Origin of the sequence: Pseudomonas helleri (assembly GCF_001043025.1) — a bacterium.
Classification (GTDB): domain Bacteria; phylum Pseudomonadota; class Gammaproteobacteria; order Pseudomonadales; family Pseudomonadaceae; genus Aquipseudomonas; species Aquipseudomonas helleri.
Window position 1 is genome coordinate 29720 of record NZ_JYLD01000023.1, and the last position, 22637, is coordinate 52356.

The 22637-nt window shown below is 56.6% G+C and carries 20 protein-coding genes; 14 read left to right on the plus strand and 6 right to left on the minus strand.

Annotation, left to right across the window (positions count from 1 at the left end):
- The first annotated feature begins 146 nt into the window (after positions 1 to 146).
- The 4 genes from purE (at position 147) to TU84_RS24295 (ending at position 2705) form a co-directional block, all read left to right on the plus strand.
- Positions 147 to 638 carry a 5-(carboxyamino)imidazole ribonucleotide mutase gene (purE, locus tag TU84_RS24280; RefSeq protein ID WP_047279087.1) on the plus strand — a complete coding sequence of 164 codons (492 nt, stop codon included), beginning with the start codon at positions 147 to 149 and terminating at the stop codon, positions 636 to 638.
- Between the two features lie 11 nt (positions 639 to 649).
- The gene (locus TU84_RS24285; RefSeq protein ID WP_048373762.1) at positions 650 to 1735 is read left to right on the plus strand and encodes a 5-(carboxyamino)imidazole ribonucleotide synthase; all 1086 of its coding nucleotides are present in this window, start codon (positions 650 to 652) and stop codon (positions 1733 to 1735) included.
- Positions 1736 to 1839: 104 nt separating this feature from the next.
- Positions 1840 to 2088 carry a GlsB/YeaQ/YmgE family stress response membrane protein gene (locus TU84_RS24290; protein ID WP_048373764.1) on the plus strand — a complete coding sequence of 83 codons (249 nt, stop codon included), beginning with the start codon at positions 1840 to 1842 and terminating at the stop codon, positions 2086 to 2088.
- A gap of 80 nt (positions 2089 to 2168) precedes the next feature.
- On the plus strand, positions 2169 to 2705 hold the full coding sequence (locus tag TU84_RS24295; protein WP_048373766.1) for a DUF3299 domain-containing protein: 537 nt from the start codon (positions 2169 to 2171) through the stop codon (positions 2703 to 2705).
- 79 nt (positions 2706 to 2784) lie between these two features.
- Here the strand turns inward: TU84_RS24295 and TU84_RS24300 are convergent, their stop codons facing one another.
- Both TU84_RS24300 and TU84_RS24305 read right to left on the minus strand, forming a co-directional pair.
- Positions 2785 to 3681 carry a D-hexose-6-phosphate mutarotase gene (locus TU84_RS24300; protein ID WP_048373767.1) on the minus strand — a complete coding sequence of 299 codons (897 nt, stop codon included), beginning with the start codon at positions 3679 to 3681 and terminating at the stop codon, positions 2785 to 2787.
- Between the two features lie 24 nt (positions 3682 to 3705).
- Complete coding sequence (locus TU84_RS24305; protein WP_048373769.1) at positions 3706 to 4107, minus strand: acyl-CoA thioesterase; 402 nt, start codon at positions 4105 to 4107, stop codon at positions 3706 to 3708.
- Positions 4108 to 4480: 373 nt separating this feature from the next.
- Between TU84_RS24305 and TU84_RS24310 the strand changes: the two genes are divergently transcribed.
- The 10 genes from TU84_RS24310 (at position 4481) to TU84_RS24355 (ending at position 19314) form a co-directional block, all read left to right on the plus strand.
- Positions 4481 to 5770 carry an MFS transporter gene (locus TU84_RS24310; protein WP_048373771.1) on the plus strand — a complete coding sequence of 430 codons (1290 nt, stop codon included), beginning with the start codon at positions 4481 to 4483 and terminating at the stop codon, positions 5768 to 5770.
- A 181-nt stretch (positions 5771 to 5951) separates the two neighbouring features.
- Positions 5952 to 8606, plus strand: coding sequence for an S-type pyocin domain-containing protein (locus TU84_RS24315; RefSeq protein ID WP_048373773.1), 2655 nt, complete (start codon positions 5952 to 5954; stop codon positions 8604 to 8606).
- Positions 8606 to 9082 carry a DUF6392 family protein gene (locus TU84_RS24320; RefSeq protein WP_048373775.1) on the plus strand — a complete coding sequence of 159 codons (477 nt, stop codon included), beginning with the start codon at positions 8606 to 8608 and terminating at the stop codon, positions 9080 to 9082. Before TU84_RS24315 ends, TU84_RS24320 begins: the two co-directional genes overlap by 1 nt.
- Before the next feature lie 121 nt (positions 9083 to 9203).
- Positions 9204 to 11096 carry a bacteriocin immunity protein gene (locus TU84_RS24325; protein WP_048373776.1) on the plus strand — a complete coding sequence of 631 codons (1893 nt, stop codon included), beginning with the start codon at positions 9204 to 9206 and terminating at the stop codon, positions 11094 to 11096.
- A 133-nt stretch (positions 11097 to 11229) separates the two neighbouring features.
- Entirely contained in the window at positions 11230 to 12216 is a 987-nt protein-coding gene (locus TU84_RS24330; RefSeq protein ID WP_048373778.1) for a phosphate ABC transporter substrate-binding protein PstS family protein, read from the plus strand.
- Positions 12217 to 12412: 196 nt separating this feature from the next.
- Positions 12413 to 14698 carry an ABC transporter permease subunit gene (locus TU84_RS24335; RefSeq protein WP_048373780.1) on the plus strand — a complete coding sequence of 762 codons (2286 nt, stop codon included), beginning with the start codon at positions 12413 to 12415 and terminating at the stop codon, positions 14696 to 14698.
- A gap of 15 nt (positions 14699 to 14713) precedes the next feature.
- Positions 14714 to 16384: a phosphate ABC transporter permease PstA gene (pstA, locus tag TU84_RS24340; protein WP_048373781.1), complete on the plus strand. Its 1671-nt coding sequence runs from the start codon at positions 14714 to 14716 to the stop codon at positions 16382 to 16384.
- A 180-nt stretch (positions 16385 to 16564) separates the two neighbouring features.
- Positions 16565 to 17398, plus strand: a complete 834-nt coding sequence (gene pstB, locus TU84_RS24345) for a phosphate ABC transporter ATP-binding protein PstB (RefSeq protein WP_048373783.1) — start codon at positions 16565 to 16567, stop codon at positions 17396 to 17398.
- Positions 17399 to 17509: 111 nt separating this feature from the next.
- Positions 17510 to 18262 (plus strand): phosphate signaling complex protein PhoU, encoded by a 753-nt coding sequence (gene phoU, locus TU84_RS24350; protein ID WP_048373785.1) that lies wholly within the window; start codon positions 17510 to 17512, stop codon positions 18260 to 18262.
- 164 nt (positions 18263 to 18426) lie between these two features.
- A complete protein-coding gene (locus tag TU84_RS24355; RefSeq protein WP_048373786.1) occupies positions 18427 to 19314 on the plus strand; it encodes a response regulator in 888 nt (295 codons plus the stop codon).
- A 98-nt stretch (positions 19315 to 19412) separates the two neighbouring features.
- Here the strand turns inward: TU84_RS24355 and TU84_RS24360 are convergent, their stop codons facing one another.
- The 4 genes from TU84_RS24360 to TU84_RS24375 all read right to left on the minus strand — a co-directional run bounded on the left by TU84_RS24360 (position 19413) and on the right by TU84_RS24375 (position 22520).
- Entirely contained in the window at positions 19413 to 21374 is a 1962-nt protein-coding gene (locus TU84_RS24360; RefSeq protein ID WP_048373788.1) for a DUF7844 domain-containing protein, read from the minus strand.
- Positions 21371 to 21691, minus strand: a complete 321-nt coding sequence (locus tag TU84_RS24365; RefSeq protein WP_048373790.1) for a DUF2388 domain-containing protein — start codon at positions 21689 to 21691, stop codon at positions 21371 to 21373. Before TU84_RS24365 ends, TU84_RS24360 begins: the two co-directional genes overlap by 4 nt.
- Before the next feature lie 26 nt (positions 21692 to 21717).
- Complete coding sequence (locus tag TU84_RS24370) at positions 21718 to 22011, minus strand: DUF2388 domain-containing protein (RefSeq protein WP_048373792.1); 294 nt, start codon at positions 22009 to 22011, stop codon at positions 21718 to 21720.
- A 191-nt stretch (positions 22012 to 22202) separates the two neighbouring features.
- Positions 22203 to 22520 (minus strand): DUF2388 domain-containing protein, encoded by a 318-nt coding sequence (locus TU84_RS24375; protein WP_048373793.1) that lies wholly within the window; start codon positions 22518 to 22520, stop codon positions 22203 to 22205.
- Between the last annotated feature and the right edge of the window lie 117 nt (positions 22521 to 22637).

Genomic DNA, 22637 nt, shown 5'->3' on the forward strand with positions numbered 1-22637 from the left:
GCTTTCAAATGGCCTCTTTGGGGTATACTGCGCGGCCTTCGGCTGGCATGACCGGCCTTAATTTCTATAACAAGCCACGTCGGATCCTCCACGTGGCTTGTTGTTTTTTGACGCGCCTGCGGGCGCCCAAGAGAAGAGGCGCGACGATGAGTGCACTGGTAGGCGTGATCATGGGCTCCAAGTCCGATTGGTCCACCCTCAGCCACACCGCCGATATGCTGGAAAAACTCGGTATCCCTTACGAAGTTAAAGTGGTCTCTGCCCACCGGACTCCGGATTTGCTGTTCCAGTATGCCGAAGAGGCCGAAGGCCGCGGGATCGAGGTCATTATTGCCGGAGCCGGTGGCGCAGCCCACTTGCCTGGCATGTGTGCCGCTAAAACCCATTTGCCTGTACTGGGTGTGCCGGTGCAATCGTCGATGCTGTCGGGTGTCGACTCGCTGCTGTCGATCGTGCAAATGCCGGCTGGCATTCCGGTCGCTACTCTGGCCATCGGCAAAGCTGGCGCGATCAACGCCGCGCTGTTGTCGGCGAGCATTCTGGGCGCCAAGCACCCGCAGTTCCATACCGTATTGAAAGCATTCCGTGCAGAGCAGACTGACAGCGTGCTGGACAATCCAGACCCGCGCCTGGCCTGAGGTTTTTGACGATGAAAATCGGTGTAATCGGTGGCGGCCAACTCGGTCGCATGCTGGCCCTGGCGGGGACTCCGCTGGGCATGAACTTCGCCTTCCTGGACCCGGCACCTGATGCCTGTGCTGCTGCCTTGGGCGAGCACATTCGTGCGGACTACGGCGATCAGGATCATCTGCGCCAGTTGGCTGACCAGGTTGATCTGGTGACGTTTGAGTTTGAAAGCGTCCCGGCTGAAACCGTGGCATTCCTGTCGCAATTCGTTCCGGTTTACCCGAGTGCCGATGCCCTGCGCATTGCCCGTGACCGCTGGTTCGAAAAGAGCATGTTCAAGGACTTGGGCATTCCGACGCCTGCGTTCGCTGACATCCAGTCCCAGGCGGATCTGGACGCGGCGGTGGCCAGCATCGGTCTGCCTGCGGTGCTCAAAACCCGCACCCTGGGTTATGACGGCAAAGGTCAGAAAGTGCTGCGCACTGCGGCTGATGTTGAAGGGACGTTTGCTGAGCTGGGCAGTGTTGCCTGCCTGCTGGAAGGCTTTGTGCCGTTTACCGGTGAAGTGTCGCTGATCGCCGTGCGCGGTCGTGATGGCGAAACCCGGTTTTACCCGCTGGTGCACAACACCCACGACAGCGGCATTCTCAAGTTGTCGGTAGCGAGCACGGATCATCCGCTGCAAGCCTTGGCCGAAGACTATTCCAGCCGCGTGCTCAAGCACTTGGATTACGTGGGCGTGATGGCTTTCGAGTTCTTTGAAGTCGACGGTGGCCTCAAGGCCAACGAAATTGCCCCGCGTGTGCACAACTCCGGCCACTGGACCACCGAAGGCGCCGAGTGCAGCCAGTTCGAAAACCATCTGCGCGCCATCGCTGGCCTGCCGCTGGGTTCGACGGCCAAGGTGGGCGAGAGCGCCATGCTCAACTTCATCGGCCGCGTGCCACCGGTTGAGCAGGTGATCGCGATTGCCGACTGCCATTTGCATCATTACGGCAAAGCCTTCAAGGCCGGCCGCAAGGTGGGCCATGCCAACCTGCGCTGCGCCGACATGGCCACCCTGAACGCGCAAATCCAGCGCGTTGAGGCGTTGATCGACGAGGCATAAGCCTGCAGTCGACGGAACCATTGAGGTGCCGCTGCTCTCTGATGGCGTGAAACCAAAGTGCTGACTAGGCTTTGGTTAACGCCATCTAATGAGAGGACGCGTGCATGGGCATCATCGGAACCATTTTTATCGGCTTGATCGTTGGCCTGCTGGCTCGTTTCCTGAAACCGGGTGACGACAGCATGGGCTGGATCATGACCATCATTCTGGGTATCGCGGGCTCTTTGGCGGCGACCTATGGTGGGCAAGCGTTGGGTATCTACCATGCTGGCGAAGGTGCTGGCTTTATTGGTGCGGTCATTGGCGCCATTATTCTGCTGGTCATTTACGGCATGGTGAAGAAAAAGAGCTGATCGCGTGCGGCCCTCTCTGCGCTGATCGCAGAGAGGGCTAGAATGCGCGACGTATTCACTTCTCTTTGATTGAGCTCTTCATGCGCCGCCTTCTACTGACCTTTCTTTTGCTGGGCTGCGGCCTGGTACACGCGGCAGAACTGCCCGAAACCGACTGGCTGGACTTGATGCCCAAGTCGGATCAAAAAGCCCTCGAAGCCATGCCTGAAATCGACCACAACTCGCCTGAAGCTCAGGGGACGTTTACCGATAAGGGTGGCTTGAAGCAAAGCAAAGGCCTGCCGGCCGTGATGTATTCCAACAAAACAGTCGCCAGCATGAACGGCAAAACTATCCGCTTGGGCGGTTACCCTGTGCCGTTGGAAACCGACGCCAAGGGTCGCAGCACGCTGTTTTTCCTGGTGCCTTACCCGGGAGCTTGCATCCATGTGCCACCGCCGCCGCCCAACCAATTGGTGCTGGTGCGCTATCCAAAAGGCTTGAAGCTGGACGACATCTACACGCCGCTGTGGGTGATGGGCACGCTGAAAGTCGAGAAGGTCAGCAATGACCTGGCAGATGCGGCTTATGCACTGGATGCCAGCAAAGTGCGGGTGGTGGTTGAGGCGGATTTGTAAACGCTGACTTGTAGGAGCGAGCTTGCCTCGCGATCTTTTAAACGATCAAAAGATCGCGAGGCAAGCTCGCTCCTACGGTTCAGGCCAGTTTTTGGCTGCTGATGCTCACACTCAAGGTGTGGCTCGCGCCTGGCGCCAGGGTGATGATGTCGTCCATGACGTTGGCGGTTTCGATGCACAGCATGCGTTGCCAGCCATCTAACGCCATGTCGCCGAGGGTGGCGGTTTTATCGATCCACGGGTTCCAGATCACGGCAGAGCGCGAACCTTGGCTGGTGAGCTGAATGCGGCGTTTCCAGTCGGCGTCGACAATGCTCAACTGTGGCGGTGTGTCCAGGTAGATACGGTCAGTCTCACCGGTAAAGGTCAAGTTGCCGATTTGTTGTACGCGCTTCCAGTCATCGAGGGTTTCGATGTACGTGAGCCCGTCAACGCCTTCGACATGAACGTTGCGTACGTCACTGACCGCGAAATAGCTGTGCAGCGCCTGGCTGATGCTCACCGGTGCGTCGCTGCGGTTGTGGCTGGTGAGGCTGACATGCAACTGGGTATCGAGACGGATGTTCAGGGTCAGTGCCACGTCATGGGGCCAACCGGGCAGGCCGCCTTCGACAGGTGGTAGGCCGAACTCAATGTGCAGGGCTTCGTCCGACACATTAATTCTCTGTAGCTTCCATTCTCGGGTGCGCACCAGGCCGTGGGCCGTGGCGGGTTCTTCGCTGTGGCGCATGGCTTGAACGCTGTCCGGGTTGCGCGCCAAATTACCAAACCATGGCCAGCACACCGGCATGCCTGCACGGATGCCTTTTTCGTGTTTGAACTGGGCTTTATCGTTAAGCCAGACGATCGGTGGCTCATCGCCCACCTGATAGCTGAGCACCTGTGCGCCCTGTTTGGCGACCAGTAGCTGGGCTTGGCCATGCTGAATATGCCAGCACTCCAGTTCGTCCAGGGTGACAGACTCAATGTTGCACATGGCAGGCTCTCTATACTGGGCGGGTTAGCGGCGTGGTGGAACAGAACGCGTGCGGCCGCTGCCATCAATGGCAACGAAGACAAACACGGCTTCGGTGACTTTGCGCCATTCGCTGGACAGCGGGTCGTCGCTCCAGACTTCAACCATCATCTGGATCGAGCTGCGGCCGATTTCCAGTGCCTGGGTATAGAACGACAACTGTGCGCCGACGGCTACAGGCACCAGAAACGCCATGCGATCAATCGCGACGGTGGCTACTCGGCCACCCGCAACCTTGCTGGCCATTGCGGTACCGGCCAGGTCCATTTGCGAGACCAGCCAGCCACCAAAAATATCGCCGAAACCATTGGTTTCGCGTGGCAAAGCGGTGATTTGCAAAGCGAGGTCGCCTTGCGGGATTGGATCTTCTTGTTCGAGCTCTATCATGCCGAAGGGCCTCTGACCCGTGATTCATCATGTGTATTGCGGGTGAATAAGCGTCTAAAGAAAAACGATTCAGCCCGAACATACTACGTTCGTCACGTTCTTCATAAGCCGCGCCAAGGGAAACTCTGCGAAATCGGCTGGGGAGGGCCCAGCGGGCGCTTTCGCACAGCAACCCTGGTAGTTTCCGAATGTTTCATTCGGGCACGAGTATATCGGGCGATCGCTCGCCCGACGACCTTCCGGTTCTGCTTTTTCAAGCCGCTGTGCGTCTAGCTCTATGCTTTTGCAAACAATTTGTTATCTTTCAAGGCCTACCAAGCCTTGCCGGCATCGATGCAGCTTTAGCCGAACCTAATAAGAGAAGCCATACCTCATGATCACTGAGCCTTCCAGTGCCGCACCCCCCTCGCGACCGTTGTCGCGTAATGACCTCAAAACCTTGTCGTTGTCCGCTCTGGGCGGTGCGCTGGAGTTTTACGATTTCATCATCTTTGTGTTCTTCGCCACGGTCGTCGGAAAGCTGTTTTTCCCGGCTGACATGCCCGAGTGGCTACGCCTGATGCAGACCTTTGGCATTTTTGCCGCGGGTTACTTGGCGCGGCCGTTGGGTGGCATCGTCATGGCGCACTTCGGCGACCTGCTGGGGCGCAAAAAGATGTTCACCTTGAGCATTTTCATGATGGCCGTGCCGACCCTGATCATGGGGTTGCTGCCGACGTATGAGCAGATCGGCATGCTGGCGCCGATCCTGTTGCTGCTGATGCGGGTGATCCAGGGCGCGGCCATTGGTGGCGAAGTACCGGGGGCGTGGGTTTTTGTTTCGGAGCACGTGCCGGCGCGTCACGTTGGCTATGCCTGCGGCACCCTGACCTGCGGCTTGACGGCCGGTATTCTGCTGGGCTCGCTGGTGGCCACTGCCATCAACTCGATCTACACCCCGGCTGAAGTCTCGGACTTCGCCTGGCGAATTCCATTCCTGTTGGGCGGTGTGTTTGGTTTGTTCGCGGTGTACCTGCGCCGCTGGCTGCACGAGACCCCGGTGTTTGCCGAGCTGCAACTGCGCAAGGCGCTGGCCGAAGAAGTACCGCTTAAAACGGTATTGCGTGACCACCGTGGCGCCATTGTGATTTCGATGCTGCTGACCTGGCTGCTGTCTGCCGGGATCATCGTGATCATCTTGATGACCCCGACTGTGTTGCAAACCGTGTATGGCTTCCCGGCCACCACTTCATTACAAGCCAACAGCCTGGCCATTGTGTTCCTGAGCCTGGGATGTATCGCCTCGGGTGCCCTGGCTGATCGCTTTGGCGCGGGCAAAGTTTTTGTAGTGGGCTGCGCTGCGCTGTTGATCACGTCGTGGACCTTCTATCACAGCCTGTTGCAGCACCCGGATTGGCTGTTCCCGCTGTATGCCTTGAGCGGTTTGTTTGTAGGCACCATCGGCGCGGTGCCGTATGTCATGGTTAAAGCCTTCCCGCCGGTCATCCGTTTCAGCGGTTTGTCGTTCTCGTACAACCTGGCCTACGCGATCTTCGGCGGCCTGACGCCCATGGCCGTGACCTTGTTGCTCAAGGAAAGCCCGATGGGCCCGGCGTATTACGTGGCGATTATTTCGTTGATGGGGCTGTGTGTGGGCGCTTATCTGTGGAAAAAGGGGCGCTGATAAATAGTTGACGACTGCAGGGCAATCCTGCAGTCGTTGGTGTATTAAATTTTTGATAGCCATTAACTTCTTACACTTAACTGTTCGTATTCCTACATGTAAATAAGTATGGCTATATATATGTACTGCAAACGCTGATTATTAAACTGACACGCTGGCTCATACAGACAAGGAGTACTGTATGAGTATCAAAAACCTTCAAGATAATACGAGTGGAACGATATACATCGGCAGTAAACCTGTGCCTGTTGATAGACCCTCCGATCAGGGCTTTTTCAGTATTGGTGGGGGAGCAGGTTTTTCGGGAGGGTTCGGTGGCTCTAGTGGCAAGCGTGCAAAAAAACGTGCAAGAGCCAGAGCCCGGGCCCGGGCGGAGGCCCAAGCAATAGCGGAGGGTGCGCTACGGGAGCAAGCGCAAGAGCAGGCCCGAGTACAAGCGGCTGCGCAAGCAGTGGCCCATCAACAACGAGTCAGTGCATTCGCTCACACCTATACAGCAACAAAAGCAGAAATTGATCGTCGTTATATTGCCAAGGCTTCAGGGTTGGAAGAGTCAATTAAGGCACAACTAGAAGCCTTGAAAAAACCGATTGATGTTAATGCCAGTGAACGGCTGCAGCTTCATCTAATTACTCTCGAGCGTGACCAAGTCAATACACTGATTGCAATGAAAAATGCAGAGTTGAGACTCTCTGATACTGCCGCTAAATCTTTTGACGGTCATGATCCGCTGGCTCGCTCGTTACAAGACTACTTGGCGCAACTCTCTACAACTGATGCTAATCAAACGGCTGTCAACCAAGCTCATCATGCCTGGGAACAAGCCTATTCCGCCGCACAACAGGCCAAGGAGTTGGCCAGCGTTATCAGCTTGCTGACTGAAAAAGCTAACGCATTAACCACCCACCATGCCGAACAAAAAGTGCTTTGGCACTCCCGTGAGCAGCAGTGGGAGCGTCATCGTCAGCATGCAGAACAACGCGAAGCGCGCATCGGCTTCAAGTTGCAAGCTGATGAGCAGGCGCGCCATGAGTGGCGTCAGCAGGCCAATACCCTAAGCGTGACCCTGCCTTCATCCCCTGCCGGCGGGATGCTGTTAACACATGCTGGAGCAATGGTAGGCCAAGGTCTGGCAGAGATTTCCGGGGCCGTTGCCCGGGCTATCCAGGCGATAGATGTTGCAAAACTGTCGCAGTGGGCGGGGAGTCAATTATTAGACGCTGCGAAGCTAAACCCTGCAGTACGCATTGTAATCATGTCACTGACCCCTTCTGAGTTGGGGGATGGCGAGTTAAGCCCTGAACAGCGCAATCGTTTTTATGAAGGTTTTGCGGTGCCTGCAACCGGTTTGAACCTTGCCGAAGGTCAAGACCTTAAGTCGATTGCTGATGTGAAGGGCACCGTTGAGTTGCCGTATCGAGTCAAGTCCGAACCTGTGCAGGGCGGCGCCCAAATTATCATCCTGGCCACAGGTGGTGATATCTCGGGTAGCGTGCCGGTTATCAATGCTGTTCACGATCCATTGACCGATACCTATGTAGCGATCACGCCGGGAGTCAATGCTAAACAACTGCATTTCTCTGCGACGACATCGGTCACGGCGCCCAGTACGCCTGTTCAAACTTCAACGACGACGCAGACCCGTGCGTATTTTCCAGAGCCAGTGATCGAGGCTATTCCTGCAGGAGCCGATACTCGTTTTAACGACTGTATTGTGTGTTTACCGGGCTTACCGGCCATGTATCTGTCGTTTGGTGTGCCGCCTGCTGGAACGGGAGTGGTTTCGGGTCTTGGTCGTCCCGCAACGTTGGAATGGTCGAAGGCTGCGAGCCAGGCGGCAGGCGTGGCGATTCCTGCCTCTGTCGGTGATCGGCTACGCGGTCGAGAATTCGCTTCACTTGGGGCGTTCAATGAGTCGATGTGGCGCGCCATCGCCCAAGACTCAAAAGCGCTTGGGTCTTTAAGTGAGGTTAATAAACACCGTGTGGCTCAAGGCTTTGCACCTTACGCACCAAAGGAGCAGTGGTCGGGTGAGTATCGGGAGCTGGAATTACGCACGCATAATCCGACGTTGCTAAGTATTGAGCCTTATAACCTTGATAACTTTAGTATCAGCGCACCCAATGGCGTTAAAGGGGGTCGTCCCGTCCCGCCGGTCTTTGAGCCTTGGTCGTTAACGCCATTAAACCTGCTGGAGGCCGGGCATCAAGGGCATATCTACTGGAAGCCGCTGATTCCGGCAGGCACTGACGCCCTCGGCCCGACCACGCTGCCCATAGCACCCGAACTGCCGATCATTTACCCCGGCGAGACTACTGATCCGGTTGGGTCGCAAACTGAAACACTCCCGAGCGCCAACCCAGGTGACGTTAATGCGAGCATCCCGGGGGTTGGTGAGGATACGGATTTACCGTCGCCGGATGTGCTGTTTGCTAAGCCTCCGGTCAGGCCGTTGGAGGCAGGGGACTATAATGAGTTAAGTCGCAGGAGCAGAAATGATGGGTATGACATTGACCATATTCCTTCACGTAGGGCAATTGAGATTTCAATTAAAATGAGTGCGCCTGAACTTCCTCGGAACTTTATTGATGCGGCACTAAATAGCGCCGCCGGAATTGCAATTCCATCTCGAGTTCATCAAAAGTTTAGTGAAACCTACGGAGGTAGAAATTCACAAGCACAGCAGAACCTCGATAGTTCAGATCTTCGAGGTGCAGCAGACCGGAATTTCAATGCAATAAAAATAGGTCTGCTGGAGGAAGGCTTCACAGAACTAGAAATTGAAAATGCCCGTCAAGAGCTGCATGCTCATAACGAAAGTAAAGGATTGTATTAATGGACGTGAAACAGTTTGATAAATTGCTGAGAAATTTAGGCGAAAATTACAATGCCTTAATTACGTCCGGTGCAATATTGCCTAAATCCTTGCAGGAGCTTTATCCTGGAAGGGATTGGGTGGATATACAACCAGAAGATGGTGTCGAATTAAGTTTTTGGGGTGAGACTGAGCGGTTAGAAAGAATTTTTTTCACCCTGTTAGAGTCTATACCAGGTGTACCCATTTATCGTGGAGAGCTGCCAGCTCCATATGCGCTCATTATGAACCAATCTAAAGTGAGAGAATTTTTTGGTCAGCCTCTGGAGATAGTTGGTCCGGTTAAATTGCCACATCCTATTGGTTGGAAAGGCGGGTGGGATTCTTTTAAGTTGGATGAAGTTGAATATCCGAATACTAAAGTTGTATTTCAGTATACGGAAGATCTAAATGTTGAAGTGCTAAATTTCACCTTGATCGACAAAGGCCACGATTAAGTCATTTACGTGCGCTCGAAAGCTCAAGAGTGCACGTGATTCAATGTGTGTAAATAAAACATATACTAGTTTGTATGCGGCGTGTTTGTGCCTATTAAATTATTATCAGGAAGCTCATAGGATGGAACTTAAAGCCACGTTACAAGACTACACGCAGCCCGAATTTTTAGCGCTAGTTGAAAAGATATGGGCGGTGGATGTTCGTAAGCAAGACCATGACATGTTAATTGCCCACTTCGATCGTGTATCAGGGCATCCCAAAGGGGCTGACTTGATTTTTTACCCTGGCGCAGAGATTGATGGCCTGGGACACAGTGCAGGAACCGTGGTGGAACGTGTGAAGCGTTGGCAAAACAGCCAAGGTAAGGCGGCTTATAAAGACAATGTTTGGCCCGTAGTGCCGGTAAGACCTGGCGATCGATTGAGTGTGGCAGAGCGAGCGTCGAAGAGTTCTGCCAAGAACCTTTCCGCAGCTCAACAGCTGGACCACGATGTTGGTATGGCGGGATCTGCGGCAGATCAATCATTGGCGCAGTTAGAGTCCTGTGTTGTGCAACTGTATTTACCTGCAGTCGGCGTCTCGGCAGAGGGAAATAGGCAAAACCTCAGCCCGCTTTTGAAACAAGTTGATGCCTTGGAAGAGGCTCGTTTTCAAGTACTTAAGGGCATTCAAAAATTCAATACCTTCAAGATGACAGTGGCAAGCGCCTTAAAAGGGGCTCAGAGAGATGTCTCCAGCTCTATGTTGGACGCGCACATTCAATCTCAAGTGCTATCGCTGGCTACATCGACGCATGATCACTATAGGGCTCGTTTGACGGCGCTGGAGCAGCGGTACAGCGATCTTCATTTGAGGGCGCAGGATACTTTAGCTCGTGCTGGAGAGGTCATCGTTCGATTGCGTGAACCATTTGCTGTGCGCACGAGTGCTCACGAACTGACTTTTGAAGCGTCAGTGAGCGATGCCAATTTTCGCCCTTGCTTCTTGATTAGTGGCACGCCGCTAAGCGGTGAAAGTAATCTTGACAGGCTTGATCGAGCTGTACGTTCCACAGTTGCAGAATTCGCTTGGCGGATTACCTCTAGCGATGAGGAATATCTTGGGTATTTGGCAACTATCCTGTTATTTCACTTCGATAACGTGGGCGACGAGCAGCATTTTGGAATGAGTGTTCCATTGTCAGAGCTTGTTCCGGTGGAAGGGCGTAATTGGGCAAGTCTCGCCCATGCGCAAGCTACCGTTTATTTACCCTTTCGATTGCACTGCGCAACAGTGGCCTCGAAACCCGGGCGCTTTGCTCAAGGTCTCAGGCAGATTGAAGAGTTGTCTCAGGTTTATCTCATGCCGATAAATAGCAGCACGATGGCTTCTGTCAGAGTCAGATCTGCCGTGTGGGATCTACAGCGCCAGGCATTCAGTTTTACCTCAGACGGATTGATGCCAAGAACGGTTCTTTGGACGTTGCCTAAAACGCTCCAATCTGTTCAAGACAACCTTATTGAGGGCCGTGATGTACGCAGTCGAGTCAGTTGTCGAGACGTGCCTAGCTTGCCAACACTTGAGTTGCATACAGAGATAGCAGGTGTTGAGTTCGATGATTATGTCGTGGTGTTTCCTGAGGGGGCTGGAATTGATCCTCTTTATGTGATGTTCAAGGACGCTCGCGAGTATGCGGGTGTTGTTACAGGCTTAGGTCAACCAGTGGGCGAAGGATGGTTGAGCTCTGCTCTAAAGGACGAGGGAGCTGCAGTACCTTCTCCTGTTGCTGACCTCTTGCGAGGTCAAGTTTTTAAACGTTTCGATCTTTTTACTCGGGCCTTTTGGAAAGCCGTAGCGGCTAACCCATCGTTGAGCAATCAATTCAGTGCATTAAACCAGCAGCATATGCAGAACGGTGGTGCTCCTTTTGCGGATGAAGCTGGATCAAAAGATCAATTTTTATTGTTGCACCGCAAAACAGTAGCCGAAGGCGGTTCGGTTTATGACGTGGATAATCTGTTGATCGACTACTGATCACAAGGTGGCCATCATTGTGTATCTCAATGATGGCATTTCATCTAATTGTCACAATCGGTTCATAGAGTGGTCATCAGGCCTGCTGATACTGGCCCCCGATTCATCTAACCCGGTTTGCTAGGAGTAAGGCATGAAACTGAAGCGTGTGATGGCGGCCCTGACTTTTGTCGCCGCGGGCGTTGCGGCTGCTAACGCAGTTGCGACGGGTGTAGATCCGACTATCCCGGCTTACACCAAGACCACCGGTGTGTCTGGCAACCTGTCCAGCGTTGGTTCCGATACCCTGGCGAACCTGATGACATTGTGGGCTGAGGCTTACAAGAAAGAATATCCAAACGTAAACATCCAGATTCAGGCCGCTGGCTCTGCCACCGCGCCACCTGCGCTGACGGAAGGCACCTCTAACCTGGGCCCGATGAGCCGCAAAATGAAGGACACCGAACTGGCTGCTTTCGAGCAGAAGTACGGCTACAAGCCAACCGCCGTGCCGGTGGCTGTGGATGCCCTGGCGGTGTTCGTGCACAAGGACAACCCGATCCAGCACCTGACCATGGAACAAGTGGACGCGATTTTCTCGTCGACTCGTCTGTGCGGCGCTAAAGATGACGTGAAGACCTGGGGCGACCTGGGTGTCAAAGGCGACCTGGCCAACAAGCCGGTTCAGCTGTTTGGCCGTAACTCGGTATCCGGCACGTATGGCTACTTCAAAGAAGAAGCCCTGTGCAAAGGTGACTACAAGCCTAACGTGAACGAGCAACCAGGCTCGGCGTCGGTTGTGCAGTCCATCAGCTCCTCGCTGAACGGCATCGGTTACTCGGGCATCGGTTACAAAACCGCTAGCGTGAAGACCGTCGCACTGGCCAAAAAAGGCAGCACTGACTTCATCGAAGACACCGAAGAAAACGCACTGAACGGCAAATACCCGCTGTCGCGTTTCCTTTACGTGTACGTGAACAAGGCGCCTAACAAGCCGCTGAACCCGCTGGAAGCCGAGTTCATCAAGCTGGTCCTGTCCAAGCAAGGTCAGGAAGTGGTCGTGAAAGACGGCTACATCCCGCTGCCGGCTAAAGTGGCTGCAAAAGCCTTGGCTGACCTGGGTCTGAAAGAAGGCAACTAAGCCTTCTGCTATGCAGCAGGCTGCGATGAGGTTACGGTGCTAGCCGTTGCCTTGAGGTCTTGAGAGACTCATCGTAGCCTGCGGTAGCGACTACCGGTTGCTGCATTTTCGTTCCGCTACCAGGTCCGCTGGTCAGCGGTTTTTTGCGTCACTGATTTGTCATCTTTTTGTCATACAGGCCCGTTAGGGTGTGCGCATGAATGATCTGGCCAATTCCCGAATGACTTCGACCTCCGCTCCCAAGCGCATTGATTTCAATACGCCTGAACTCAAACGCAAGCGTCGCATCCGTGCGCTCAAAGATCATCTGACCCGTTGGTATGTGTTTATTGGCGGCCTTGCCGTGCTGGGCGCCATCACGTTGATTTTCTTCTTCCTGGGCTATGTGGTGTACCCGCTGTTCCAGGGCGCTGACCTGACCGCCAAAACGGCGATAACGCCGGTGTGGATGCAAGACGCTGGCAAGCCCCTGATGCTCTCGGTTGAAGAGCAGAATCAGGTCGGTATGCGCGTGTCGGACAAGGGCATGGTGCTGTTCTTTAGCGTCAAGGATGGCAGCGAACTGTCGCGGGTTAACCTGCCGCTGCCGGTCGATACCCACGTGACTTCGCTCGGTGAAGACCAGCCGGGTAGCCCGGTGGTGGTGTTGGGCTTGTCCAATGGTCAGGCGCTGGTGTTCCGGCACACCTATAAAGTCAGTTATCCGGATGGCAAAAAGACCATCACCCCGGCCATTGAATACCCGTATGGCGATGCGCCGATCACCCTTGACCCGCGCGGCCTCGCGCTGGATCACGTGAACCTCAACGTGAACGACTCCACCGTCGTGCTGGCGGGGTCTACAGGCTCGCAACTGAACGTCGTCACGCTGACCAGCGAAGAGAACATGATGACCGGCGAGGTCACCAAGTCCGAAAGCCGCATCGACCTCCCGCAGATGACCGAGAAGGTCAAGGCGCTGTATATCGACCCGCGTCAGCAATGGCTGTATGTGGTCAACGGGCGGGCCCAGGCGGACGTGTTCAGCTTGCGCGACAAGAGCCTTAATGGCCGTTACAAACTGCTGGAAGACGCCAACACCGAAATCACCGCCAGCACGCAATTGGTCGGTGGGATCTCGCTGATTTTTGGTGATTCGAAAGGCGGATTGAGCCAGTGGTTTATGGCCCGTGATTCGGACGGTGAGCTGCGTTTCAAGCACATCCGTAGCTTCCAGATGGGCACGTCGCCGATTGTTGAAATTACCGCCGAGCAGCGCCGCAAAGGTTTCCTGGCCCTGGACGCGGCCGGTGAGATTGGCGTGTTCCACAGCACCGCGCATCGCACTTTATTAGTAGAAAAGGTCGCTGAAGGCCCTGGCATCATGGCGCTGTCGCCACGTGCCAACCGCATCATCGTGGAAGAGGGCGGCAAGTTGCTCCCGCTGTTCTTGAAGAACCCGCACCCGGAAGTCTCCTGGAGCGCGCTGTGGAGCAAGGTCTGGTACGAGAACTACGACGCACCTAAATACGTGTGGCAATCCACCGCTGCCAATACCGACTTCGAACCGAAGATGAGCCTGGCGCCGTTGACCTTCGGGACCTTGAAGGCGGCGTTCTACGCCATGCTGCTGGCTGCACCGCTGGCCGTTGCCGCAGCGATCTATACCGCTTACTTCATGGCCCCGAGCCTGCGCCGCAAGGTCAAGCCGGTGATCGAGCTGATGGAAGCCATGCCGACGGTGATTCTGGGCTTCTTCGCCGGCCTGTTCCTGGCGCCGTATGTCGAAGGTCACTTGCCGGGTATTTTCAGCCTGCTGGTGCTGATGCCGGTGGGCATTCTGCTGGCGGGCTTTGGCTGGAGCCGCCTGCCGGAGTCCATTCGTTTGCGGATCCCGGAAGGCTGGGAAACGATCATTCTGATTCCTGTGGTGCTGCTGGTGTGTGGGCTGTCGCTGTACATGAGCCCGTACATGGAAGCCTGGTTCTTCGGCGGCGACATGCGCCTGTGGATCTCCCACGACCTGGGCATCACCTACGACCAGCGAAACGCATTGGTGGTGGGCCTGGCGATGGGCTTTGCGGTGATCCCGAACATCTACTCGATTGCTGAAGACGCCGTGTTCAGCGTGCCGCGCGGTCTGACGCTAGGCTCGCTGGCGCTGGGCGCTACGCCGTGGCAAACAATGACCCGCGTGGTCATCCTGACGGCCAGCCCGGGGATCTTCTCGGCCTTGATGATCGGCATGGGCCGTGCGGTCGGCGAGACCATGATTGTGTTGATGGCCACGGGTAACACCCCGGTCATGGAACTGAACCTGTTCGAAGGCTTGCGCACCTTGGCGGCGAACGTAGCGGTGGAGATGCCGGAGTCGGAGGTAGGCGGCAGTCATTACCGCGTGCTGTTCCTCTCGGCACTGGTGCTGCTGTTGTTCACCTTTGTCATGAACACTCTTGCCGAGCTGATCCGTCAGCGTCTGCGCAAGAAATATTCGTCGCTTTAAGGAAGGTAGAAGTCTGTGAAGCAGAACTCCCTCAAAAGCTGGTTCAAGAGTGGCGCCCCCGGCGTCTGGATCAGCGGTGGTGCGGTGACCATCGCGGTCATCATGACTATCGGTTTGCTGTCGGTTATTGCCGTGCGCGGTCTGGGCCATTTTTGGCCGGCCGACCTGATACATGCGCAATACAACGTGCCAGGCAGCGCTGATCACCTGGTGATCGGCGAAGTGGTGCAAAAAGAAGAAGTGCCCCGTGAGCGCCTGAAAAGTGCGGGCTTGCCTGTGCCGGATCAAGGCCCGGAGTTCATGACGCGTGAGCTGATCAAGGTGGGTAACCGCGACCTCAACGGCAACGACTTTACCTGGGTGGTGGGTGAGTGGTTGACCGGCGAAAGCACGCCGCCAGAGCTGATGGCGATTGAGCGTCGCGAGTGGGGTAATTTCTACGGTTACCTGGTTAACGTGAAAGAAAACGGTCAGGTGGTGGCCGAAGGTCCTGCGGCCTGGCCCGAGCTGAAGGCGCGCGTCAAACGCGTTAATGCGCTGGCAGCGCAACTTAGCCAGCTGGAAAAGAAAGACATTGGCGCCATCAACGCCGGGCTGGAGCGTATTCGTTTGCACGGCCGCAAACTGGAGTTGGCAGGCAAGCTGGATGCCACCGCACAAGCAGACATGGACGCCGAGCGTGCCGAGCTGAACGCACGCTATAAAGCGGTTGAAGACCGCTTGGCCGATTTGCACGCACAGTTCAACCGCGACAGCCTCACGGCCCGTGATGCCAACGGCAAAGAGCTGGAGATCAACATCGGCAAAGTGGTGAAGGTTTACCAGCCGAACAACATGAACAGCTGGCAGAAGCTGGCCATGTATTTCAGCAATATCTGGGAGTTTTTGAGTCAGGACCCACGCGAAGCCAACACTGAAGGCGGGATCTTCCCGGCGATTTTCGGCACCGTGATGATGACCTTGATCATGGCCGTGATCGTGACCCCGTTCGGCGTTCTTGCTGCGGTGTACCTGCGTGAATACGCCAAGCAAAACACCCTGACGCGGGTCATCCGTATCGCGGTCAACAACCTCGCAGGCGTACCGGCCATTGTGTACGGGGTGTTTGGCCTGGGCTTCTTTGTCTACGTGTTGGGCGGCTCGGTTGACCGGCTGTTCTTTGCCGAAGCCTTGCCGGCGCCGACGTTCGGTACGCCGGGGCTGTTGTGGGCTTCGTTGACCCTGGCGCTGCTGGCGGTGCCGGTGGTGATTGTGGCCACAGAAGAAGGGCTGGCGCGTATCCCGCGTACCGTCCGTGAAGGTTCGTTGGCCCTGGGTGCGACCAAGGCCGAGACCTTGTGGAAGATCGTGCTGCCGATGGCCAGCCCGGCCATGATGACCGGCCTGATCCTGGCCGTGGCTCGTGCCGCGGGTGAGGTGGCGCCGCTGATGCTGGTGGGCGTGGTCAAACTGGCGCCTTCGTTGCCGCTGGATGGCAACTACCCTTACTTGCACCTTGACCAGAAGATCATGCACCTGGGCTTCCACATTTATGACGTGGGCTTCCAGAGCCCCAACGTTGAAGCCGCCCGCCCGCTGGTGTACGCCACCGCGCTGCTGCTGGTGCTGGTGATCGCGACCCTGAACCTGTCGGCGGTGTGGATCCGTAACCACCTGCGCGAGAAGTACAAGGCGCTGGATAGCTGATTGATAACGGAATCTTAAGTGTGGGAGCGGGCTTGCTCGCGATGGCATCTCTGCGGTTTCAAGGTTAGAGCGAGCCGCCTGAATCGCGAGCAAGCCAGCTCCCACAGAATCTGGCATACCACTGGCCCTTTTTAGTGACCATAGATAGCCAAAACGAATGTTTAGCGTATGGAGCAACCCATGCAGCATGATTCCTCAACCCACGGCGTTAACATGTCAGCCTTGGGTCGCAGCAAACAGAGCCTGAGCCTGGCTGACGAAACCGTCGCCATTGAAGTGCCGGGCCTGAACCTGTACTACGGCGAAAAACAAGCACTGTACGATGTCAGCCTGAACATTCCGAAACAGCGGGTTACCGCGTTTATCGGCCCGTCGGGCTGCGGCAAGTCCACCTTGCTGCGTACCTTTAACCGCATGAACGATCTGGTTGACGGTTGCCGTGTTGAAGGCGAAATCAACCTGTATGGCCACAACATCTACCGCAAGGGCGAAGACGTAGCCGAGCTGCGCCGTCGTGTGGGCATGGTGTTCCAGAAGCCCAACCCGTTCCCTAAGACCATCTACGAAAACGTGGTGTACGGCCTGCGCATCCAGGGCATCAACAAGAAGCGCGTGCTCGACGAAGCGGTGGAGTGGGCACTTAAAGGCGCGGCTTTGTGGGACGAGGTGAAAGACCGTTTGCACGAGTCGGCACTGGGCTTGTCCGGTGGTCAGCAGCAGCGTCTGGTGATTGCCCGTACCATCGCCGTTGAACCTGAAGTGTTGCTGCTCGATGAACCGTGCTCGGCGCTCGATCCGATTTCGACGTTGAAAGTCGAAGAGCTGATCTACGAGCTCAAGTCAAAATTCACCATCGTCATCGTGACCCACAACATGCAACAGGCGGCCCGGGTTTCGGACTACACCGCGTTCATGTACATGGGCAAAATGGTTGAATACGGCGACACCGATACCCTGTTCACCAACCCGGCCAAAAAACAGACCGAAGACTACATAACCGGGCGCTATGGTTAGTAGCAGCGGCAAGCTTTTAGCTTCAAGCGGCAAGAGAAAGCAGCTTGGTGGAATGATAGAGATAGCTTGCGGCTTATGGCTTGCAGCTCACAGCTTTTGCGGAGCAAACCCATGATTTCAAAGGATGGCCTCACCCATCACATTTCCGCGCAATTCAACGCGGAACTCGAAGAAGTACGCAGCCACTTGTTGGCCATGGGCGGGCTGGTCGAGAAACAGGTTAATGACGCGGTCACGGCGTTGATTGAGGCCGACTCCGGGCTGGCTCAGCAAGTGCGTGAGATCGACGAACAGATCAATCAGATGGAGCGCAACATCGACGAGGAATGCCTGCGCATTCTGGCCCGTCGCCAGCCTGCGGCCTCTGACTTGCGGCTGATAATCAGCATCTCCAAGTCGGTGATCGACCTGGAACGCATCGGTGACGAAGCGACCAAGATCGCGCGCCGGGCCATTCAGTTGTGCGAAGAAGGTGAGGCGCCACGCGGCTACGTTGAGGTGCGCCACATTGGCGACCAGGTGCGCAACATGGTGCGCGATGCCTTGGACGCCTTTGCGCGTTTTGACGCTGACCTGGCGTTGTCGGTGGCGCAGTACGACAAGATCATCGACCGCGAATACAAAACCGCACTGCGCGAGCTGGCCACTTACATGATGGAAGACCCGCGTTCCATTACGCGTGTGTTGAGCATCATTTGGGTGCTGCGTTCGCTGGAGCGTATCGGCGACCATGCACGCAATATCTCGGAATTGGTCATTTACCTGGTACGCGGTACAGACGTGCGCCACATGGGCCTCAAGCGTATGCGTGAAGAAGTTGAAGGCACCAAGGCTAATGTTGAGTCGCAAGCGGACGATAACTAAGACTGCCCGCGACATAAAACGCCCGGCTCATTGCCGGGCGTTTTCGTTTGTGGCGTTTATAGTTAAGGCGCTTGGCGAACTGTAAAAAGGGGCGAGGCGCTGATCGGTCTTGGCAAATGGCCATCATTTGGCGCAGGGTTGTCAGGATTCTAAAGGAGCAGTCGATGAGCAAGGTCAGTGTGTTGGTGGTGGATGACGCGTCGTTTATCCGCGATCTGGTTAAAAACTGCCTGCGTAACTATTTTCCCGGTATCCGCATCGAAGACGCGGTCAACGGCCGCAAAGCTCAGGCACTGCTGACCCGCGAGCCGTTTGACCTCGTGCTGTGTGACTGGGAAATGCCGGAGATGTCCGGCCTTGAGCTGCTGACGTGGTGCCGTGAACAGGATCGCCTTAAAGCGCTGCCGTTTATCATGGTCACCAGCCGTGGTGATAAAGAGAACGTGATACAGGCGATTCAGGCCGGGGTTTCGGACTTTGTTAGCAAGCCGTTTACCAACGAGCAATTGCTGACCAAAGTGAAAAAGGCCTTCACCAAGGCCGGCTTGCTGAATGCAGTAATGGCCAGCGCCCCGGTGCGGGTCAGCACGGGCCTGGCCAACGATTCGCTGAGTGCCTTGACCGGTGGCAAAGCGCAAGTGGTGACGCCGACCGCGCCGAGCCGACCGGCTGCGCCAGCGGTTCCTGTGGCCCGCCCGGCCAGCCAGACACCCACGGGGCGCGGCCAAGGGCAGTTGCGTTTGCCTACAGGGATTCAGCCTTGCGTGATTAAAGCGCTCAGCCTCAAGGAGGCGCTGCTGGTGGTGCGTCGTGGCGATGAGCTGCCGCAGATCCTGGCCAGTGCGGTGTTGGACCTTGAGCAAGGCGAGCGGGCCGAGGTGGCGCGCTTGAATGGCTACTTGCATGCCATCGTCGCGTACGAACCCAAGCCGGACAGCGACTGGTTGCAACTGACCTTCCGCTTTGTGGATCAGGATGCCGAAAAAATGAACTACCTGTCGCGGCTGATCGCCCACGGCACGGCGCAGAAGCAGTTTGTGCCGGGGGCATAAGAAAGAGCGGACGGCGTGACTTAGTGATCCCGTAGGAGCTGCCGAGGCACGAAGGCTGCGATCTTTTCAGATCAAAAGATCGCGAGGCAAGCTCGCTCCTACGGGAGTTGCAGGCCGCCTGCGGCTTTGTGAATGGCTCGCAGGTGTTCGCCGATCTGTTTGACGTTGGCTTCGGTGGCGGCGATTTCTGCTGCGCGGGCCGGCTCAAGGAGGCTGCGCACTTCTTTGTCCAGGTCGCTGGTCAGGCGTAACAACTGTTGCTGGCGCTGGCTGCTTTCGGACTCGAGCATTTGCCACTCTTTGGCTTGGGGCAGGCCATAGCCGCTGCTGCCGAGCAATTCGGCCGGGCGGCTGAGGAAGCCGCTGCTGGCGAGAATCTCTTGCAGGGTTTTGTTGGCCTTGTCCATGCCGCCATCTTTAAGCCCGCGTGCGCCCAGGTACTTTTGCTTGACCTCGTCTTGAGCGAGCAGCAACTGGCGGCGGAAGCTGGCCTGTTCGAGCAGCAACAACGCCGCGCTGGCGCGCAGGTCGGCTTTTTCAAACCATGGGCGGCGTTGCTCGGCGTCCAGGGCCATCCAGTCTTCAACAGTGGTCTGCTTGATTGGCAGGCGGGTTTTTAGCACGTCGAACATGGCTTGATAGCGGTCACGGTAGGAATCAAACCGATAGCCCAGACGCAGCGCTTCACGCGGGTCGTCCAGCACGCTGGTGTCTGCCAGGCCACGGGCTTTGAGCACTTCCAGCAGGCCATTGGGCACGATGCTGTCCAGGCCTTTGAGTTGGGCGTTGTCGCTGCCGCTGCGCAGCAGTTTCAAGGTCTCGACTGCGCAGTTGTTGGACACAAAGTAATAGCTGCCGTCGTAGCTCCAATGCATCTCGGCAGCGTGCTCAACCACTTCTTCGATTTCCGGGCGGCTTAAGTTCAGCGGTACAGAGGCGAGACTGCGCAGTTCGGTTTTGGTGTATTCATCGATGACCTGGGCCAGCGGCAGTACAAACAGGCGCGACGGGTAGGCGCCGGTCAGGCCGTCCCAGCTTGAAAGCTGTACGTCGTTCACAAACGCCCGGTAGGACAACACCAAGTGTTCTTGCAGGTCGAGTCGGCAATCCGGGCCGCGTGGACGGCCGGGGGCGCAAATCACCAGGCGCAGCATGCTGTGGCCCCAGCGGCTGGCCCATTCCTGGTTGGCCTCGGCCAGCAGGTAGTCGACGGCGTATACGCGCTCCGGGTCAACGGTGCCGAGGGGCTGTTTGGCAAAGTCGTTGCCGGCGTTCAAAAAGGGGAAGCTCTTGGGGCAGTCGTCTTTGGCGGCGGGTGCCCAGCCGAAATGATCTTTGTAGTAGCGGTACAGCGCCGGGCGCCGGCACGCGTAGGCCGGGTCGAGGAGGAAGTACTCCATGTTGACCGCGACGAATTCTTTGGGGTTGGTGACTTCGTACAGGTCCGGGCTGCGCACGACCTGGTGGTTGTCTTGCTCGCGCTCACCACGGCGGCCCACGTATTGCTGCCAACCGGCGAGGTCGAGCAGGCGCGGGTCATCGCTGAGGGTAAAGCGGCGGTCGGTCTGGCCACGGCATTGGTCGGGCAGGCCGATGAGCCCCGTGCTGTTGTTTTGCCGTGCGCAGCGCTGGATGAGCGTACGGTCTGCAGCAGGCCAGAGGCGGGCGCGGTCATAGAGGTGGGTCAGCTCGTGCAGAACGGTGGCGAGCATTTCCTGGCGCACGGTGCCGTGGGGGCGATTGGTCTTTTGAGTCGCGGCCGAGCCATCGGTGAGGCTGGCCAGCAGGTTGCGATTCAAGTCCAGCTCAGACACCAACGAGGCTTGCCCGTAGGCATTGCTGGGCATGTCATCGCTCCAGCCGACCACAATCTGGCGATCCAGTTGCTCGATGAAGCGCGGGGGCAGCTTTTGCATGGCTTCATCGAGCAGCGTTTGGCTGGCGTGCTGCTGGGCGGGTGTCAGACCCTCTGTTTTGAGCTGCAGATGGAGCGCTGCGTGGGCATTACTGCCGATAAGCAGCAGGGCACACGCTGCGAGCCAGCCCGTCAGTGGTTTCACAGCGCGAGGATAGCTTCGGCGAGGTCATGGTCGCTGGCGTTGCGCGCTTCAGGCAGGCGGTCGCGCAGGGTATTGAAGGCAGACTCCAGTTGCACGCCACGAATGGAGCCTTCGCTGGCGACGAATGTGGCGGCGTCATCATGGGCTTCACGGACTATTTTAGAGTCACGAATGGACGTGGTGGTGTCGGAGGTGAAGTCGATGGAGCGGCCAAACGCGCGCACGATGATGTTACTGGTCTGCACAACGGTCTGTGCTTGCGCCACATCGGCGAGCAGCAACAGGCCAAGGGTGGCGACAATTAAAGGGCTACGCATGAAACATCTCCAGAAAACGCGGGTATTTATTGGACGAGAATTGCTTGTGCCAGTTCAAGGTCGGAGGCATTCAATTCAGGCTGGGTCTGGCGCAGATAGCGCAAGGCAGACTCCAGCTGCGCGCCTCGCTGTTGACCGTCACTGGCAATAAAGACGGCAGCGTCATCCTGGGCGGCACATAGCAGTTTGTGATCGAAGGGTGCGGACGTCACTTTACTGGTGACGTAGCCGGTGAGCACGGTATTTTGCGTGGTTGTGTCGAAGGCGTGGGCTGATTGAGTCCAGCAGAGGACAAGCAGGGCTAGTAAAGAAAAACGCATGGGTCTCGTTCTGTGTGATCGAGGCCCAAGGCTAGCGTAATGGTCGGGTCAGAACCAGTACGTGGCGGGATCTTCATCTTTGATGCTATCCCCGTGGGAGCGGGCTTGCTCGCGATAGCATCACAGCGCCCGTTCTGAGACACCATGTGGTCTGCATCGCGAGCAAGCCCGCTCCCACAGGTCATCAAACATCAGATCGCGAGGATTGCCTGCGCCAGTTGGGCATCGCTGGCTTGCAGTTGAGGCGCTTGCTGGCGAATGGCGTCGAAGGCGCTTTCCAGTTTCACACCACGGATTGCCCCTTCGCTGGCCACAAAACTGGCGGCGTCATCACGGGCTTCGCGCACGATTTTGTTGTTGCGCAGCGAGCCGGTCGCGTCGGAGGTCAGGTCAGAGGTCGCTTTCAGGGCGCCCACGATGGCATCGGTTGTCACGAGAAAGCTGGAGGCGCTGGCGCTGGCAGCGAGTGTCAGCAAGGCGGCAGCGCTGAGCAGGCGAAGAGTGGGCATGGTGATACTCCAGAAGAGGGTCGTATAAAAATAGTCGGTTATAGGCGAATAGTAGGCGCAGGGCGGCGTGTCGCAAAGGATGTTTTGCCTTGCGGTGCAGACAGGATGCTCTGGATC

Excerpts from the sequence above, each read along its gene's own strand:
- TU84_RS24310 (WP_048373771.1), top strand. The coding sequence starts at position 4,481 with ATGATCACTGAGCCTTCCAGTGCCGCACCCCCCTCGCGACCGTTGTCG.
- TU84_RS24320 (WP_048373775.1), top strand. The coding sequence starts at position 8,606 with ATGGACGTGAAACAGTTTGATAAATTGCTGAGAAATTTAGGCGAAAAT.
- phoU (WP_048373785.1), top strand. The coding sequence starts at position 17,510 with ATGATTTCAAAGGATGGCCTCACCCATCACATTTCCGCGCAATTCAAC.
- TU84_RS24370 (WP_048373792.1), bottom strand. The coding sequence starts at position 22,011 with ATGCGTTTTTCTTTACTAGCCCTGCTTGTCCTCTGCTGGACTCAATCA.
- TU84_RS24365 (WP_048373790.1), bottom strand. The coding sequence starts at position 21,691 with ATGCGTAGCCCTTTAATTGTCGCCACCCTTGGCCTGTTGCTGCTCGCC.
- TU84_RS24295 (WP_048373766.1), top strand. The coding sequence starts at position 2,169 with ATGCGCCGCCTTCTACTGACCTTTCTTTTGCTGGGCTGCGGCCTGGTA.
- TU84_RS24290 (WP_048373764.1), top strand. The coding sequence starts at position 1,840 with ATGGGCATCATCGGAACCATTTTTATCGGCTTGATCGTTGGCCTGCTG.
- purE (WP_047279087.1), top strand. The coding sequence starts at position 147 with ATGAGTGCACTGGTAGGCGTGATCATGGGCTCCAAGTCCGATTGGTCC.
- TU84_RS24315 (WP_048373773.1), top strand. The coding sequence starts at position 5,952 with ATGAGTATCAAAAACCTTCAAGATAATACGAGTGGAACGATATACATC.
- TU84_RS24305 (WP_048373769.1), bottom strand. The coding sequence starts at position 4,107 with ATGATAGAGCTCGAACAAGAAGATCCAATCCCGCAAGGCGACCTCGCT.
- TU84_RS24325 (WP_048373776.1), top strand. The coding sequence starts at position 9,204 with ATGGAACTTAAAGCCACGTTACAAGACTACACGCAGCCCGAATTTTTA.
- TU84_RS24300 (WP_048373767.1), bottom strand. The coding sequence starts at position 3,681 with ATGTGCAACATTGAGTCTGTCACCCTGGACGAACTGGAGTGCTGGCAT.
- TU84_RS24375 (WP_048373793.1), bottom strand. The coding sequence starts at position 22,520 with ATGCCCACTCTTCGCCTGCTCAGCGCTGCCGCCTTGCTGACACTCGCT.
- TU84_RS24330 (WP_048373778.1), top strand. The coding sequence starts at position 11,230 with ATGAAACTGAAGCGTGTGATGGCGGCCCTGACTTTTGTCGCCGCGGGC.
- TU84_RS24355 (WP_048373786.1), top strand. The coding sequence starts at position 18,427 with ATGAGCAAGGTCAGTGTGTTGGTGGTGGATGACGCGTCGTTTATCCGC.
- TU84_RS24285 (WP_048373762.1), top strand. The coding sequence starts at position 650 with ATGAAAATCGGTGTAATCGGTGGCGGCCAACTCGGTCGCATGCTGGCC.
- TU84_RS24335 (WP_048373780.1), top strand. The coding sequence starts at position 12,413 with ATGAATGATCTGGCCAATTCCCGAATGACTTCGACCTCCGCTCCCAAG.
- pstB (WP_048373783.1), top strand. The coding sequence starts at position 16,565 with ATGCAGCATGATTCCTCAACCCACGGCGTTAACATGTCAGCCTTGGGT.